General features: G+C 61.4%; 12 protein-coding genes. 10 read left to right on the top strand and 2 right to left on the bottom strand.

Features of this window, described 5'->3' with window-relative positions; genetic code table 11:
- Positions 1-63 precede the first annotated feature (63 nt).
- A complete protein-coding gene (gene nifJ, locus ACYBHZ_RS15835) occupies positions 64-3,681 on the bottom strand; it encodes a pyruvate:ferredoxin (flavodoxin) oxidoreductase (protein WP_460275260.1) in 3,618 nt (1,205 codons plus the stop codon).
- The gene (locus ACYBHZ_RS15830) at positions 3,674-5,332 is read right to left on the bottom strand and encodes an NAD(P)-binding protein (RefSeq protein ID WP_460275259.1); all 1,659 of its coding nucleotides are present in this window, start codon (positions 5,330-5,332) and stop codon (positions 3,674-3,676) included. Before ACYBHZ_RS15830 ends, nifJ begins: the two co-directional genes overlap by 8 nt.
- Positions 5,333-5,637: 305 nt before the next feature.
- Between ACYBHZ_RS15830 and ACYBHZ_RS15825 the strand changes: the two genes are divergently transcribed.
- The 10 genes from ACYBHZ_RS15825 to ACYBHZ_RS15780 all read left to right on the top strand — a co-directional run bounded on the left by ACYBHZ_RS15825 (position 5,638) and on the right by ACYBHZ_RS15780 (position 15,399).
- Complete coding sequence (locus ACYBHZ_RS15825) at positions 5,638-6,324, top strand: TetR/AcrR family transcriptional regulator (protein WP_460275258.1); 687 nt, start codon at positions 5,638-5,640, stop codon at positions 6,322-6,324.
- A complete protein-coding gene (locus tag ACYBHZ_RS15820) occupies positions 6,317-7,285 on the top strand; it encodes an HlyD family secretion protein (RefSeq protein WP_460275257.1) in 969 nt (322 codons plus the stop codon). Before ACYBHZ_RS15825 ends, ACYBHZ_RS15820 begins: the two co-directional genes overlap by 8 nt.
- Positions 7,286-7,300: 15 nt before the next feature.
- Positions 7,301-8,245 carry an ABC transporter ATP-binding protein gene (locus ACYBHZ_RS15815; protein WP_460275256.1) on the top strand — a complete coding sequence of 315 codons (945 nt, stop codon included), beginning with the start codon at positions 7,301-7,303 and terminating at the stop codon, positions 8,243-8,245.
- Positions 8,242-9,387: an ABC transporter permease gene (locus ACYBHZ_RS15810; protein WP_460275255.1), complete on the top strand. Its 1,146-nt coding sequence runs from the start codon at positions 8,242-8,244 to the stop codon at positions 9,385-9,387. The genes ACYBHZ_RS15815 and ACYBHZ_RS15810 overlap by 4 nt, the downstream gene beginning before the upstream one ends.
- A gap of 199 nt (positions 9,388-9,586) precedes the next feature.
- Positions 9,587-10,840 (top strand): imelysin family protein, encoded by a 1,254-nt coding sequence (locus ACYBHZ_RS15805; protein WP_460275254.1) that lies wholly within the window; start codon positions 9,587-9,589, stop codon positions 10,838-10,840.
- Between the two features lie 103 nt (positions 10,841-10,943).
- Positions 10,944-11,183 carry a (2Fe-2S)-binding protein gene (locus tag ACYBHZ_RS15800; RefSeq protein WP_460275405.1) on the top strand — a complete coding sequence of 80 codons (240 nt, stop codon included), beginning with the start codon at positions 10,944-10,946 and terminating at the stop codon, positions 11,181-11,183.
- A 4-nt stretch (positions 11,184-11,187) separates the two neighbouring features.
- Positions 11,188-11,673, top strand: coding sequence for a bacterioferritin (bfr, locus tag ACYBHZ_RS15795; RefSeq protein ID WP_460275253.1), 486 nt, complete (start codon positions 11,188-11,190; stop codon positions 11,671-11,673).
- A gap of 10 nt (positions 11,674-11,683) precedes the next feature.
- Positions 11,684-13,231, top strand: a complete 1,548-nt coding sequence (locus ACYBHZ_RS15790; protein WP_460275252.1) for a di-heme oxidoreductase family protein — start codon at positions 11,684-11,686, stop codon at positions 13,229-13,231.
- A gap of 11 nt (positions 13,232-13,242) precedes the next feature.
- On the top strand, positions 13,243-14,259 hold the full coding sequence (locus ACYBHZ_RS15785) for an imelysin family protein (RefSeq protein ID WP_460275251.1): 1,017 nt from the start codon (positions 13,243-13,245) through the stop codon (positions 14,257-14,259).
- A 48-nt stretch (positions 14,260-14,307) separates the two neighbouring features.
- Positions 14,308-15,399, top strand: coding sequence for a DUF1513 domain-containing protein (locus ACYBHZ_RS15780; protein WP_460275250.1), 1,092 nt, complete (start codon positions 14,308-14,310; stop codon positions 15,397-15,399).
- Positions 15,400-15,449 lie beyond the last annotated feature (50 nt).

Raw genomic sequence — 15,449 nt, 5'->3', positions numbered from 1 at the left:
GCGCCCGGACCGAAATGGACCGGGCGTTGTCTTCGGGTGGTGTCTCTGGGGGCTGTCTGAGGATCAGAACGATCCCGTGCCCATCACGCGGCTCGGGTCCGGACCTTTTTCCATCTCGGCAAATTCCTCGTAAGTGCGGTATTTGTCGAGAATGCCGTCCTGTGCCATTTCCAGAAGCTCGGCGGCTTCCTCGGGCCGCGTCTGGGTGAGCTGGCGATAGCGCAGCTCGCCGTAGGCGTAGTCTTTGAACGGCAGGGTCGGGCGCGGGCTGTCGAGCATGAAGGGGGGCGTGCCCGATCCATGCAGCGCCGGGTCATAGCGCAGGAGCGGCCAATAGCCGGATTTCACCGCTTTTTGCTGTTGGTTCAGACCTTTGCGCATGTCGATCCCGTGGGCGATGCAATGCGAGTAAGCGAGGATGATCGAGGGGCCGTCCCAAGCTTCGGCCTCGCGGAAGGCGCGGAGCGTTTGCTGCGGGTTGGCGCCCAGAGCGACCTGCGCCACATAGACATTGCCGTAAGCGATGGCTTGCAGCGCCATGTCCTTGCGGTTGGTGCGTTTGCCTGCTGCGGCGAATTTGGCGATGGCGCCCAGAGGCGTGGCTTTGGAGGCCTGACCGCCGGTGTTCGAATAGACTTCGGTGTCCATCACAAGGATGTTGACGTTGCGGCCGGAGGCGAGGACGTGATCGAGCCCGCCGTAACCGATGTCATAGGCCCAGCCATCGCCGCCCACGAGCCAGATCGCGCGTTTGACGAGGTGGTCAGAGAGCGAGAGAAGGTGTTCGATGTCTTCTGTCCGTGGGAGGGCGAGGAGTTTGGTTTTCAAAAGCCCCACGCGTTCGCGCTGGGTGCGGATCTCGGATTCGCGGATCTGCGGCGCGGTGAGGATTTCATTGACCAAATCTTCGCCGACCTCCGGTGCGAGGCGTTTGAGAATGTCTTTCGCCAGTGCGGTCTGTTTGTCGGCAGCAAGGCGGAAACCGAGGCCAAACTCGGCATTGTCCTCAAAGAGCGAATTGGCCCAGGCCGGGCCGCGCCCTTCGGCGTTTTTCGTCCAGGGGGTGACTGGCAGGTTGCCGCCGTAGATCGACGAGCAGCCGGTGGCGTTGGCGACCATAAGCCGGTCGCCGAACAGCTGGCTGAGGAGTTTGACATAGGGTGTCTCACCACAGCCCGCGCAGGCACCGGGGAATTCGAACAGCGGCTCTAGGAACTGAACCCCGCGCACGTTCGCAAAGTCCACGCGTGAGCGGTCGTTGACGGGCAGGCTTTCAAAGAAGGCGATGTTTTCGCGCTCTTTCTCCGGCAGGTCTTCCTTGAGGTGCAGGTTGATGGCTTTGTGGCTTGGATCGTCTTCCGAGATCGCCGGGCAGGCCTCGACGCAGAGACCGCAGCCGGTGCAGTCCTCAAGGTAGAACTCCAAGGCGAACTCGGCATTCGGATAGCCGCGCGCGTTGACCGGAGCGGATTTGAAGCCTTCTGGTGCGTTTGCGAGCAAGTCTTCGTCGAAATACTTCGCGCGGATGACGGAATGCGGGCAGACAAAGGAGCATTGACCGCATTGGATGCATTCGTCCGCGATCCAGACCGGCACTTCGTCGGCCACGTTGCGTTTTTCCCAAGCGGCGGTGCCGGAGGGGAAGGTGCCATCGACGGGCAGGGCGGAGACAGGGATGTCGTCGCCGATGCCCTCCATCATCTTGGCGGTCACGTCTTTGACAAAGCTCGGCGCATCGTCGGAAACGAGCGATGGGCGCTCAATGACGCTTGTCGGCGCGGCAGGAACCGGAATTTCGTGCAAGCCAGCCAGAGCACCATCGACGGCGGCGAAGTTTTTCTCGACCACCTCGCGGCCTTTTTTCGAATAGGTCTTCTCGATCGCGTATTTGATTTTCGCGATGGCCTCCTCGCGCGGTAGGACGCCGGAAAGGGCGAAGAAACAGGTTTGAAGGATCGTGTTGGTGCGCCCGCCAAGGCCCAATTCGCGCGCGGCGGCGGTGGCGTCGATGGTATAGAACTTAAGGCCCTTGTCGATGATCCCCTGCTGCACGGAACGCGGCAGTCGATCCCATGTCGCCTCCGCCCCATAGGGCGAGTTCAACAGGAAGGTCGCGCCGGGTTTTGCCAGCTTCAACACGTCCATTTTCATCAGGAAATGGAATTGGTGACAGGCGACGAAATTGGCGGAGGTGATGAGATAAGGCGTATCAATCGGCTCCGGGCCGAACCGCAGATGGCTTTCCGTCACAGCGCCCGATTTGTGGCTATCGTAGACAAAGTAGCCCTGCGCATAGTGATCCGGCTCGGCGGCGATGATTTTCACGGAGTTCTTGTTCGCGCCGACTGTGCCGTCTGCGCCAAGACCGTAGAACACCGCGCGCACGACGCTGTCTTTCTCGATGTCATAGGACGGATCGACCTTCAGCGAGGTGAAGGAGACGTCATCATGGATACCGACGGTGAAATTGGTTTTCGGTTTCTCTTTGGACAGGTTGTCGAACACCGCCTTGGCCTGCGCCGGGGTGAAGTCTTTGGACGACAAGCCATAGCGCCCGCCGATCACGCGCGGCATCGTGGCGCGGTCGCCTGTGGCGACGGCTTCGGCAAGGGCGGAGACCACGTCGAGATAGAGCGGCTCGCCCGTGGTGCCCGGCTCTTTCGAACGGTCGAGCACGGCGATTTTCTCAACCGTGTCCGGGAGGACGGAGAAGAGATGCTTGGCCGAAAATGGCCGGTAGAGCCGCACCGTGATCAGACCGATTTTCTCGCCTTTCGCGACCAAATCCTCGACCGTTGCGCGGATCACGTCGACGCCGGAGCCCATGGCGAAGACCACTCGGGTCGCGTCCGGCGCGCCGGTGTAGTCGAACGGTCGATATGTGCGGCCGGTCATCTGGCCAAGCTTCATCATCTCTTCATCGACGATGTCCGGCACAGCGGCGTAGAACGGGTTGGCGGCTTCGCGGGATTGGAAGAACACGTCGGGGTTTTGCGCAGTGCCGCGGATGAACGGGTTTTCCGGCGACAGGGCGCGTTTGCGATGCGCGCGCACCAGATCGTCGTCGATCATCGCGCGGATTTGGCTGTCCGGGATCAGCGAGAGCGTGTTGACCTCGTGCGAGGTGCGGAAGCCGTCGAAGAAATGGATGAACGGGATGCGGGCCTTCAGCGTTGCGGCATGGGCGACGAGCGCCAAGTCATGCGCTTCCTGCACGGAGGCGGCGGCGAGCATGGCAAACCCCGTCGAGCGCGCGGCCATGACATCGGCATGATCGCCGAAGATCGACAGGGCGTGGGTTGCAAGAGAGCGCGCTGCGACGTGGAAGACCGTCGGGGTCAGTTCGCCCGCTATCTTGAACATATTGGGCAGCATTAGCATGAGGCCCTGCGAGGCGGTGAAGGTCGTGGTCAGAGCGCCCGCTTGCAAAGAGCCGTGCACGGTGCCTGCCGCACCGCCCTCGGATTGCATCTCCTGAATGACGGGCACATCGCCCCAGATGTTTTTGACGCCCTGAGCCGTCCAATCATCCGCGAGCTCCGCCATCGGAGAGGAGGGGGTGATCGGGTAGATCGAACAGACTTCGTTCACCCGGTAAGCGACATGGGCCACGGCGGCGTTGCCGTCCATCGTGGCTTGAACGGGCGTGTTGGAGGCGGGGCTGTTGGCGTGGTCAAGCATGGGAGACCTCCGGGATCATTTCGAGTGCGTGGCAGGGGCATTGATCGAAGCAGGACTGGCAGCCCGTGCATTTTGCCGGGTCGATCTCATAACCCTGACCGGTCCCGAGTTTGGTGATCGCATCCTCGGGGCAGGCGGCATAGCAGTTGTCACATTCATAGCACGTGCCGCAGGAATAGCAGCGCGAGGCCTCATAGCGGGCTTCTTTTTCCGACAGGCCACTCAGGACCTCGTCGAAACCTTCCCGTTTGCTGGTCGCCAGCGCGGCTTGTTCTTTCGGGTCCACGTCTGAATAAACCGGCAGGTGCAGCATGTCGGCGGTGACAAGCGCGGGTGGTTCGGAGGCGACATAGGTCGTGCCTGCGAGCCAAGCGTCGATGTGACGGGCGGCCAGTTTGCCATGGCCGGTGGCGATGGTGACGGATTGCTGGTCGGGAACCATGTCGCCGCCCGCAAAAACGCCTTCGCAACCGGTCATGCGGTTATCGCCGACCTCGACCGTGCCGTTCCAAGAGAACTCCAAGCCGGGGACGGATTTGAGGAAGGTGCTGTCTGTTTCCTGACCCAGCGCGAGAACCACGGCGTCGGCGGTCAACGTGTCATATTCACCGGTTGGATGGGCGCGGCCATCCTCGCCGATTTCCATGCGCTCGACTTTCAGCTCATCGCCGTCGATCTCTTTGATCGTGGTGAGCCATTTGATCTTGACGCCCTCGGCCATGGCCTCGTCGGCCTCGAACTCATGGGCGGGCATGTGCTCGCGGTCGCGGCGGTAGACGATCAGGGTTTCCGTTGCGCCAAGCCGTTTGGCGGTGCGCGCGGCATCCATCGCGGTGTTGCCGCCGCCATAGACCACAACGCGGCGGCCCAGAAGCGGGGCGTCGCCTTTGGAGGTGTCAGAGAGAAGGTTCACAGCGTCGAGGATTTTCGGCGCTTCTTTCGCCGGGATATCAACGTGTTTGCCCGCGCCCGCGCCGATGGCGAGGTAGACGGCGTGGAACCCACCGTCGGTTTTTTCGGCCATCAGGTCAGTGACCTTGTGGTTCAGGGTGATCTTGACGCCCAAGGCTTCGATCCGGGCCACATCCTGTGCCAGCTCTTCGCGCGGCATGCGGTAAGCGGGGATGCCGAAATGCATCATGCCGCCTGCGACGGGCCCGGCCTCGCGGATTTCGACGTCATGACCGAGGCGGGCGAGGTGATAGGCGCAGGACAGACCGGAGGGACCTGCACCAACGACCAGCACCTTTTTGCCCGACGGCGGGTTCACCGCTTTGAATTGCCAGCCTTGTTCATTTGCCATGTCGCCCAAGAACCGCTCAATCGCGTGGATGGAGACGGAGGCATCGACCTCGCCCCGGTTGCAGCCGCCTTCGCAGGGGTGGTAGCACACACGGCCATGTACAGCGGGCATTGGGTTTTGCGCGGTGAGAATATCCCAAGCCCTGCGGTAATTGCCTGCGGTTGCCTCAGCCAGCCATTCGCGGATGTTCTCTCCCGCCGGGCAGGCTGCCGCGCAGGGCGGGGTGAGGGTCACATATTGCGGGATTTGGCTGCGGATCGGACCGGTGCCCGTGGTCTTTGTCTGATCGACGAGCGGTGTGAAATCGGCGCGTTTGGTGCCGGGTTTCTTCTCGGCGTTCTGGGTCATGGCTGGGCCTTTATATATCTTGGCGCTTGGCGTGAAAGACTTGCGTATTTTGGAGCAGAATTACGGGGTTGGGCCCCCGAGGCGTTGATATATATCAATCGTCGCATGGGTTTCGTTCCGGTCGCAACTCTATGATTTTCTCAGGCTTTCTCTTGAAACGAAATGTCGCATCCAATGTGCATCTTTTAGGCGCTGCGCATGAAACTTGCGTGACGCGCTGCGATTGGGATCGGTCTTTACTTTTGAGTTGAGTTTTAATAAATGACTGGTCAGTTATTTAATTCATCGCGACTCGGGAGGCGACCATGACGGGGCAGGATGAGAGGGGCACGGCCCCGAAATTCCGGCGTCGCAAGGAGGCGCGGCCGGAGGAATTGCTCGACGCGGCGCTCGACCTTTTCACGGAGCAAGGCTTTGATCGCACGACGGTCGAACAGATCGCGCGGCGGGCTGGGGTCTCGAAAGGCGTCCTCTATCTCTACTTCTCCTCGAAAGACGCGGTGATCGAAGCGCTGGTGGAACGCGCGGTCGGCCCCATCGTGGGGGAGGTTGTGGCACAGATCGAAGGCTATCGCGGCGATCCGCGCGACTTGCTCAAACGCTTTGTGCCGCTCTTTGCCGCGCGGGTCTCCGATCCCCGCATTCTCGCGGTGCCCAAACTTGTGGTGCGGGAAGCCGCGACGCATCCGAAGCTGGCTCAAATCTACCGCGAAAGAGTGATCGGACGCGCCGTTCCAGCGCTCACAGAACTGTTCCGGCAGGGCGTTGAGGGCGGCTATATCCGTCGGGTGGACCCCGAAATGGTGGTGCGCTCCTTGCTTGGGCCGGTGTTCATGCATGTGCTGCTGGCGGATGTGTTCGATATCCTGCCCGAAGGCGGAACGCCCGAGGATATCGGCATCGCGCGGCTGCTCGAAACCCATCTGACCGTGTTGTTCGCGGGGCTCGCGCCTGAGGCTCCCGCATCTGAACAGGAGGCCTCTCATGGCTGATCTTCCAAGCTGGATCGTCTCTGCGATCGCTGCGATTTACCCCGGTTTCAACGCGCCGCCCGCACATGTCTATGACGGCTATATCGAAGGTGAGTTCACCTATGCGGCCCCGGCCTACGCAGGTCGGATCGAGGAGATTGGCGTCACGGAAGGCGATCAGGTCGCCAAGGGCGCGTTGTTGTTTTCACTCGAAAGCGATCAGACCCGCGCGGCGCTCAGAGCGGCGCAGGCGCAACTGGCGGAGGCCGAGGCGACGCTGGAGAACCTCTCGACCGGCTCGCGGGACGCCGAGGTCGCCGTGACGCGGGCGTCTCTGGATCAGGCGCGCGTGGCGCTTGGGATTGCGCAGACCCGGCTGGAGCGCGGCAAGGCGCTTCTGGCCAAAGGTGCGACGACGCAAGCCGGGGTGGATGATTTGCAGGCCTCGGTGGATGAGGCGCAGGCCGCTGTCGTGCAGCTTGAGGCGGAATTGACGGTGGCCGAACTACCGGCTCGCGATGCCGAGCGGCGCGCAGCCGAGGCGGCAGTGGAGGCGGCTCGGGCGCAGGTCGATCTGGCGCGCTCGGATTTCGAGGACAGCATGATCTATGCGCCTGTCACGGGGCAGGTCGAAAAGGTGTTCTATGAGGTCGGCGAAGTGGCTTCGTCCGGCACGCCGGTGGTGTCGATCCTGCCGCCCGATCAGATGACGGCGCTGTTCTTTGTGCCTGAAAGCGAGCGGGCGGATCTGTCACCTGGCGGGACCGTGGAGGTTTCCTGCGATGGCTGCGCAGACGACCTGACGGCCAAGATCACCCGACTTGCCTCCGATCCGCAATACACCCCGCCAATCCTCTACACGAGCGATCAGCGCGGGCGTCTTGTCTACCGTGTCGAGGCGGAGGTGATCGACCCGGACGGGGTGCAGCCGGGGCAGCCGATCACGGTCGATGCGCGCGGTGCCGTGTCCGGTCAAAAGTGAGCGCAGGAGTGAGCCATGTCGCGTGATCTTGCCATTTCGGTCAAAGGGCTGACCAAGATTTTCGGCGACCGGAAGGTCGTGGACGGGTTCGATATGGAGGTCGAGAAGGGGACAATCTATGGCTTTCTCGGGCCGAACGGGTCGGGAAAGACCACGACGATCCGCATGATGTGCGGGCTTTTGACGCCGGACGGGGGCGAGGGCACTTGTTTGGGCCTCGACATCGTGCGGGACAGCCGGTCGATCAAAAAGCGCGTCGGCTATATGACCCAGAAATTCTCGCTCTACGAAGATCTGACCATTGCCGAAAACCTCGATTTCGTGGCGCGGATGTTCGGGATGAAGAACCGCAAGGCCATTGTCGCTGAGGCGGTGCGCGATCTCGGACTTGAGGGGCGCGCCGGGCAACTGGCGGGAACGCTCTCGGGCGGTTGGAAACAGAGGCTCGCACTGGCGGCCTGCATGATCCACAATCCCGATCTTTTGCTCCTCGATGAACCGACAGCGGGCGTGGACCCGAAGGCGCGGCGTGATTTCTGGGATGAAATCCGGCGGCTCGCGGCGCGGGGCGTCACGGTTCTGGTCTCGACCCACTACATGGACGAGGCGGTGCAATGTGACCACATCGCCTATATCGCCTATGGCAAGAAACTGATCGACGGTGCGGCACAGGACATTCCCGGCCAGATTGGCCTCTCGACCTTTGTCGCCACCGGCCCGGACCTGACCGCGTTGGAAGATCGGCTTGAGGTCGAAGACGGTGCGGGGCAGGTGATCCGCTTTGGTGCGGAACTTCATGTCTCCGGCACGGATCGCGCTGCGCTTGTGGCGCTTGCTGAGCGGGAACGGGCGCACGGCAGTCATGAGTGGGTGGAAAAACGCGCGGGGCTGGAAGAGGCGTTCATCTATCTCATGGCCGGTGCGAAGGACAATTTCGGAGTGCAGGAGGGCGTGCAATGAGCCGCAAACGCGATGTCTTTTCCGTCGCGCGCTTCCTTGGTGTTCTTATGAAAGAGTTCATCCAGATGAAGCGCGACCGCGTGACCTTCGGTATGATGATCGGCATTCCGGTGATGCAGCTTCTGCTCTTCGGCTATGCCATCGACACCGATCCGCACAACCTGCCGACCTTGGTCGAGGTGGCGGATGAAAGCCCGATGGTGCGGAGCCTGACAGCGGCCATGGACACATCGGACTATTTCGATTTCATTGGCATCGTGACCTCGGAAACCGAGGGCGAAGAGGCGCTCAAAGACGGGACGGCCACGGTGGTTCTGACCGTGCCGCCGCAGTTCGAACGCGACATGATCCGGGGGCTGACGCCGGAGCTGTTGTTGACCGTCGATGCCTCCGACCCTGTGGCCGCCTCCGGCGCAATCGGGGCGATGAGCGGGGTGATGGAGACGGCGATGGCGCAGAGCCTGTCAGGGCCCCTCGCTTCCTCCGCCAGCTCCGATGCGCCCTTCGATCTGATCGTGCACCGGGCCTATAACCCTGAGCAGAAAACCTCGACCAATATCGTCCCGGGGCTTTTGGCGATCATCCTCGCGATGACGATGGTTTTGATCACAGCCGTGGCCATTGTGCGCGAGAGCGAGAAGGGCACGATGGAAAGCCTGATTGCGACGCCGGTTTTGGCGTCCGAAGTGATGCTGGGTAAGATTTTACCATATGTGCTCGTCGGCTATGTGCAGACGCTTGTGTTTCTTGTGGCCGCACGCGCGCTGTTTGATGTGCCGTTCACCGGTTCCTTCCTGACGTTCTTTCTGGGCTTCAACCTCTATATCATCGCCAATCTCGCCATCGGTTTTCTCGTCTCGACGCTGGCGCGCACCCAGATGCAGGCCATGCAGCTGTCGTTCTTCACCATCCTGCCCACCGTGCTTCTGTCCGGCTTCATGTTCCCCTTCGCGGCGATGCCGGGTTGGGCACAGGCGCTCGGCACGGCGATTCCCGCGACGCATTTCCTGCGGCTCGTGCGCAAGGTCATGTTGAAGGGGGCGGGGTTTGCCGAGGTGGCGACGAATATGCTGGCGATTGCGGTGATCCTTGTGTTGGTGGTGGCGGTCGCTTTGAAGCGTTATCGTCAGTCGCTTGATTAATAATAAACAATCATCCTGCCTGATGCGCTTTCGGGGCGTGCGTCACTCACGTTTCATATTCCTATCAAAACAATCAGGATTGACTTATCTGATCAAAGAAGTCAGATAATTCCGGAGTGCGTGATAAAACACGCGGATCTGAATACAGTTCGGCTGCGCAAGGGGGCGTGTTCGGACGCGAAAATAGGGACGATACTTGATGAAACGTATGATGACGGCCATGATCGCCGCCGCTCTGCCCGCCACCGCCTTCGCCGGCGAAGCTGAAGTGGTGACCAACTACGCCAACATTGCTGAAGCCACCTATGGCGACGCGCTGATCAAGGCGAAAGAGCTGGATGCCGCCATCGAGGCCTTCGTGACCGCACCGTCCGACGAGACGCTGACCATCGCCAAAACCGCGTGGATTGCTGCGCGTGTGCCTTACCAACAGACCGAGGTCTATCGTTTCGGCAATGCCATTGTCGATGATTGGGAAGGCAAAGTGAACGCTTGGCCGCTCGACGAAGGTTTGATCGACTACGTGGATGGCTCCTACGGCGGCGCGACCGATGAGAACCCGCTGGCTGTTCTGAACGTCATCGCCAACCCGAAATTCGAAATCTCCGGCGAGGAAATCGACGCCACCGAGATCACGCCGGAGCTTCTGGCCGACACGCTGCATGAGGCGGATGAGGTCGAAGCCAACGTCGCAACCGGCTACCACGCCATCGAATTCCTGCTCTGGGGCCAAGACCTTCATGGCACGGAGCATGGCGCAGGTGAGCGGTCCTACACGGATTACCTCTCCGGCGACGACTGCACCGGCGGCAACTGCGATCGCCGCGCCGCCTACCTGACCGCTGCGACCAAGCTTCTGGTGTCTGATTTGGAATGGATGACTGCACAATGGGCCGAAGGCGGCGAAGCGCGTGAGGCCGTGGTCTCCGATCCGGCGGCTGGCATCACCGCGATGCTGACCGGTATGGGCTCTCTGTCTTATGGTGAGCAGGCGGGCGAGCGTATGAAGCTCGGTCTTATGCTGAACGACCCGGAAGAAGAACACGATTGCTTCTCCGACAACACCTACAACTCGCATTACTACGACGGCATGGGCATCCATAACGTCTATTTCGGTCGTTACACCCGGATCGACGGTACGCAGGTGTCTGGCGAGAGCCTCGAAAGCCTTGTTGCATCCAAAGACGATGCGCTGGCAGGTGATATCGCGTCGGCTGTAAACAAGACCATGGCCGAACTGGGCGAAATCAAAGCCGCTGCCGAAGCCGGTTTCTCCTATGACCAGATGCTGGGCCGTGGCAACGAAGCCGGGGAAGAGCTGATCATGTCCGCCGTGAATGCGCTGGTCGACCAGACCCGCGAGTTTGAGCGTGCTGTGACGCTGCTGACCGGCTCCGAGATCGAAGTTGAAGGCTCCGACAGTCTCGACAACCCGGAAGCTGTCTTCCAGTAAATCTTGGCAGACAGGCCGGGGGACCTCCTTCCGGCCTGTTCCTTTCAAGGCAGGGGCAAACACCTGTCGAGCAGTGCTTATGCCACAGTCACCGGAGGTTCACATGATCGTCTGTTCCTGCAATTCCATCTCTGACCGCGATGTTCATGCCGCGATCGACTGGATGCGGGCCGCTGACCCGGAAACGATCATCACGCCGGGCAAGATTTACCACGCTTTGGGCAAAAAGCCCGATTGTGGTGGCTGTATGTCGCTTTTCCTTTCCACCATGCGTCAAAATGATAACCTTGAGGTGCCTGCCGAACTGCGCGGGCTTAAGGAACACCGCATGAAGAGAGGATAATCCCATGAAAGGCGACGCAAAGGTCATCGAGTACCTGAACGCAGCACTCCGGTCCGAGCTGACCGCTGTATCCCAATACTGGCTGCATTTCCGACTTCAGGCAGACTGGGGTCTGGCCAAGATGGCGAAGAAGTCGCGCGAGGAAAGCATCGAAGAGATGAACCACGCCGACAAGCTGATTGATCGGATCATCTTCCTCGAAGGCCATCCGAATCTTCAGAAACTCGATCCGCTCCGGATCGGTGAAACCCCGAAAGAAACGCTCGAGGCGGATCTCGCTGGCGAGCATGACGCGCTGACGCTGTACAATGAGGCGCGCAGCTACTGCGAATCTGTCGGTGACCATGTGTCGAAATCGCTTTTCGAAGAGCTGATTGCCGACGAGGAAGGCCATGTTGATTTTCTCGAAACCCAGCTCGATCTCTACAACCGTCTTGGCGAGCAAGGCTATGCGCTGCTTAACGCGGCCTCTATGGACGAAGCCGAGTAAGACGGCTGCCATGCTGGTCCTGTCCCTTTCGGGGCAGGGCGCTTTGGCACAAACCCTCCCGACATCTGATCCGCATCTGTCCTCTGTGTCGCGCACGGAGGCTGAGCGTGCGCGCGTGGCGGCTGTGACTGCGCCCACGACGGCATTCGAGGCGGCGGAAGCGTTTGAACGCAATCAGGGCGGGGCGGGCACGGTGACCGATCCGGGCGATGACACGGCCTTTTCCCTGCCGCCGAGCACACTGCCGTTTGACGACAAGCTGGATTTCGAGCTGGGCAATGCGCTGTTTGCCAAGCTCTGGGTCTCCTCTCCCTCTTCGACAAAGGCTTCCGACGGGCTGGGGCCGCTGTACAATGCGCGCTCCTGTCAGCGCTGCCATGTCAATGATGGGCGCGGCCATCCGCCGGAGGGGGCGGAGGATGATCGAACTTCTATGTTCCTGCGCCTCTCGGTGCCTGCGGGCGATGCGCCTTTGACCGAGTTGGAACGCTACCTTGCTGCGCTTGACGGCGAGGCTGCGACGGAACGCAGCCGTCCGGTGCCGGGCTATGGCTCCCAGTTGCAGGACTTGTCGCTCGCCGGTTTCACGCCCGAGGGTCGGATGGAGATGTCCTATGAGGAAATTCCCGTTGCGCTTTCAGGCGGTGAGGAAGTCTCGCTCCGCAAGCCTTTGTACACGATATCAAATCCCGGTTTCGGTGCGCTGCCGGACGATGTGCAGATTTCGCCGCGTGTGGCGAACCAGATGATCGGCCTTGGCCTTCTTGAGGCGATCCCGGCGGAAGATATCCTCGCCAATGCCGATCCTGAAGATGCGGACGGGGACGGGGACGGGGACGGGATCTCCGGGCGTCCGAACCTTGTCTGGTCTCTGCGTTACGAGCAGGTGATGCTCGGGCGGTTCGGCTGGAAGGCTGGGGAGCCGACGGTGGAGGAGCAATCGGCCTCCGCGTTTCACAGCGATATCGGCATCTCCTCTCCGCTCTTTCCGCAGCCCTCTGGCGACTGCACAGTGGAGCAGGCGGCCTGTCTCTCAGCGCCCAATGGGGCCGGGGATGTGCGTGGCGATGAGATCGACGAGACCGGAATGGACCTTGTGACCTTCTATGCCCGCAATCTCGCTGTCCCCGCACGCCGGGACGTGGATGATCCCGAAGTCCTGCGCGGTAAGGCGCTGTTCTATGACACCGGCTGCGCCTCCTGTCATACACCAAAATTTGTGACCGCCCGTTTGGATGGGGCGAAGAGTGCGCCGCAGTCTTTTCAGTTGATCTGGCCCTACACGGATCTGCTTCTGCATGACATGGGCGAAGGTCTCGCCGACAACCGTCCCGAGCACCGGGCTACCGGGCGCGAATGGCGCACCGCACCTTTGTGGGGGATCGGTTTGACGGCGCGCGTCTCAGGGCATACCACCTACCTGCATGATGGACGGGCGCGGAACCTTCTTGAAGCGGTTCTCTGGCATGGGGGCGAGGCGCAAGCCGCGCGTGACGCCGTGACGGAGATGCCGCCTGAAGATCGGGCCGCCCTGATCCGTTTTATCGAAAGCCTCTGAAGGACCATTCCATGCGCACGCTGACTGCCCTTTGTTTCCTCCCTCTTGCGCTTGCGTCTCCGCTGGCCGCCGATCCGCTGAGTGACGCGCTGGACCGAGCGGTGAATGAACACACGGTGCCTGCGGTGAAAGCCTTTGCTGCGGCAACGGCAGAGCTGGACGCGGCGGCGGGGGGCTCCTGTATGCCTGAGGCCGTGAAACCCGCCTATAATGCGGCGTTTGACGCGTGGATGGGGCTACAACATTTGCATATGGGGCCGGTCGAAGCGAACGGGCGCATCCTCGCCATCGCGTTCTGGCCGGATAAAAAGGGCATGATCCCGCGTACATTGGGAAGCTACATCGCAGACGAAGACCCGGTGATCGAAGACCCAGAAGAATTCGCCACGGCCTCCATCGCTGTGCGTGGCCTGTTTGCGCTGGAATACATGCTCTATGACGATCAGTTCGACGCCTATTCTGACGGCAGCTATGCTTGTCATTTGGTGCAGGCCATTGCGCATGATCTGGACCGTATGGGCGGCGCGATCGAGACGGAATGGACGGAGCCTGATGGTTTTGCCGAGACGCTCCTGATGGCGGGGGAGGCACCGCATCCGCTGTACCTGACAAAGACCGAGAGCGTGCAAGCGCTTTACACCATGCTCACCACATCGCTGCAAAACACCCGTGATCAACGCATCGGGCGGCCCATCGGCACGTTCGAGAAACCCCGTCCGGGCCGCGCCGAAGCGCGGCGCTCCGAGCGCTCGGAGCGTAACGTGGTTCTGCAACTCGAAGCCGCCCGCGATCTGGCGCGTAAACTCGCGCCGGGGGAGCTGCCTCTCTCTGAGGCGGCTTTCGAGAAAACCATCGCGCTGGCGGAAGATCTGAACGATCCGTCCTTTGAAGGCGCGGGCGACCCGATGGGGCGGCTGAAGATCGAGATCATCGGCCAGAACATCACCACCATTCTCGGCCATCTGGCCAACGAGGTCGGCTTGCCGCTTGGCGTGTCTGCCGGATTTAACGCCTCCGACGGCGACTGAGCCGTCGCGCGTATCACTCAAGAACAAAAAGATACTGGATAACAGACTATGACTTCACGCCGTACTTTCCTCAAAGCTGCGCTTGCAGCCACCGTTGTGCCGCGCCTGAGTTGGGCCGATGCGGGCTCTCCCGCCTTTCTCGGTGCCGCCAAGGACGCTTCCGGCGACTATGCGCTTTACGGCCTCGACGCACAGGCGCAAATCCTGTTCCGCGCGCCGCTTCCGGCCCGCGGCCATGCCGCCGCCGCCCATCCGCTCAAGCCCGAGGCCGTGGCGTTCGCCCGCCGTCCCGGCACTTTCGCTGTGGTGGTGAACTGCGCCACCGGGCGGATCACCCACCGGCTCGATGCGCCCGAGGGGCGGCATTTTATGGGGCATGGTTTGTTCGTGGAAAACGGCGATCTGCTTTTGACGCCGGAGAACAATTACGCCGATAAAAAAGGCGTGCTGGGCATCTGGGATCGTCGGCTGAATTACAAGCGCGTGGGGGAAGTCGCGGCCCACGGCATCGGGCCGCATGACGTCAAACAGCTGTCCGACGGCACGTTGGTCGTCGCCAATGGCGGGATTTTCACTCATCCGGACATTGGCGAAGGGCGTCAGAAGCTCAACATCGAGGAGATGGAGCCGTCGCTGGTCTATCTTTCCCGGGATTACACGCTGGTCGAGAAACATGTGCTGGCCCCTGAGTTGCACAAGAACTCGATCCGCCACCTGTCGCTTGCGCCGGATGAGCAGGTCGCATTTGCGATGCAATGGGAAGGCGACGAGATGGATCTCGTGCCGCTTCTGGGCCTGCACCGGCGCGGCGAAGAGGTGGTTCTGGCCGAGGCCGACATGGGTGAGCAATATGCGATGAAAGCTTATGCGGGCTCCGTTTCGCATTCCGGTGATGGCTCCGAGGTCGCGATCAGCTCGCCGCGTGGCGGGCGAATTCACCGGTTCGCGGCGGATGGCACTTTCCTTGGCGCAGTGGTGCGTGGGGATGTCTGTGGGCTTGCGCCGATGGGCGATGGTTATCTCGGCTCCGACGGCTTCGGCGCGCTGCTGGCGATGAAGGAAGATATGCGGCCTTTGAACGCGGTGCCGGGGCTGGCGTGGGACAACCACCTCGTGGCGCTTCCGGAGCTTGCGGCATAAGGTTCTTCTCCGGCGTGTCTCGATGGGGAGGCGCGCCGGACCGTACAACT

This window comes from Celeribacter sp. ULVN23_4, from assembly GCF_054788345.1.
The sequence above is the reverse complement of the archived record's forward strand: the minus strand, read 5'-3'. Positions and strand labels throughout refer to the sequence as shown.

What these genes read in the sequence shown, in the direction of transcription:
- nifJ (WP_460275260.1), bottom strand. Translation starts at nt 3,681, where the DNA reads ATGCTTGACCACGCCAACAGCCCCGCCTCCAACACGCCCGTTCAAGCC.
- ACYBHZ_RS15830 (WP_460275259.1), bottom strand. Translation starts at nt 5,332, where the DNA reads ATGACCCAGAACGCCGAGAAGAAACCCGGCACCAAACGCGCCGATTTC.
- ACYBHZ_RS15825 (WP_460275258.1), top strand. Translation starts at nt 5,638, where the DNA reads ATGACGGGGCAGGATGAGAGGGGCACGGCCCCGAAATTCCGGCGTCGC.
- ACYBHZ_RS15820 (WP_460275257.1), top strand. Translation starts at nt 6,317, where the DNA reads ATGGCTGATCTTCCAAGCTGGATCGTCTCTGCGATCGCTGCGATTTAC.
- ACYBHZ_RS15815 (WP_460275256.1), top strand. Translation starts at nt 7,301, where the DNA reads ATGTCGCGTGATCTTGCCATTTCGGTCAAAGGGCTGACCAAGATTTTC.
- ACYBHZ_RS15810 (WP_460275255.1), top strand. Translation starts at nt 8,242, where the DNA reads ATGAGCCGCAAACGCGATGTCTTTTCCGTCGCGCGCTTCCTTGGTGTT.
- ACYBHZ_RS15805 (WP_460275254.1), top strand. Translation starts at nt 9,587, where the DNA reads ATGAAACGTATGATGACGGCCATGATCGCCGCCGCTCTGCCCGCCACC.
- ACYBHZ_RS15800 (WP_460275405.1), top strand. Translation starts at nt 10,944, where the DNA reads ATGATCGTCTGTTCCTGCAATTCCATCTCTGACCGCGATGTTCATGCC.
- bfr (WP_460275253.1), top strand. Translation starts at nt 11,188, where the DNA reads ATGAAAGGCGACGCAAAGGTCATCGAGTACCTGAACGCAGCACTCCGG.
- ACYBHZ_RS15790 (WP_460275252.1), top strand. Translation starts at nt 11,684, where the DNA reads ATGCTGGTCCTGTCCCTTTCGGGGCAGGGCGCTTTGGCACAAACCCTC.
- ACYBHZ_RS15785 (WP_460275251.1), top strand. Translation starts at nt 13,243, where the DNA reads ATGCGCACGCTGACTGCCCTTTGTTTCCTCCCTCTTGCGCTTGCGTCT.
- ACYBHZ_RS15780 (WP_460275250.1), top strand. Translation starts at nt 14,308, where the DNA reads ATGACTTCACGCCGTACTTTCCTCAAAGCTGCGCTTGCAGCCACCGTT.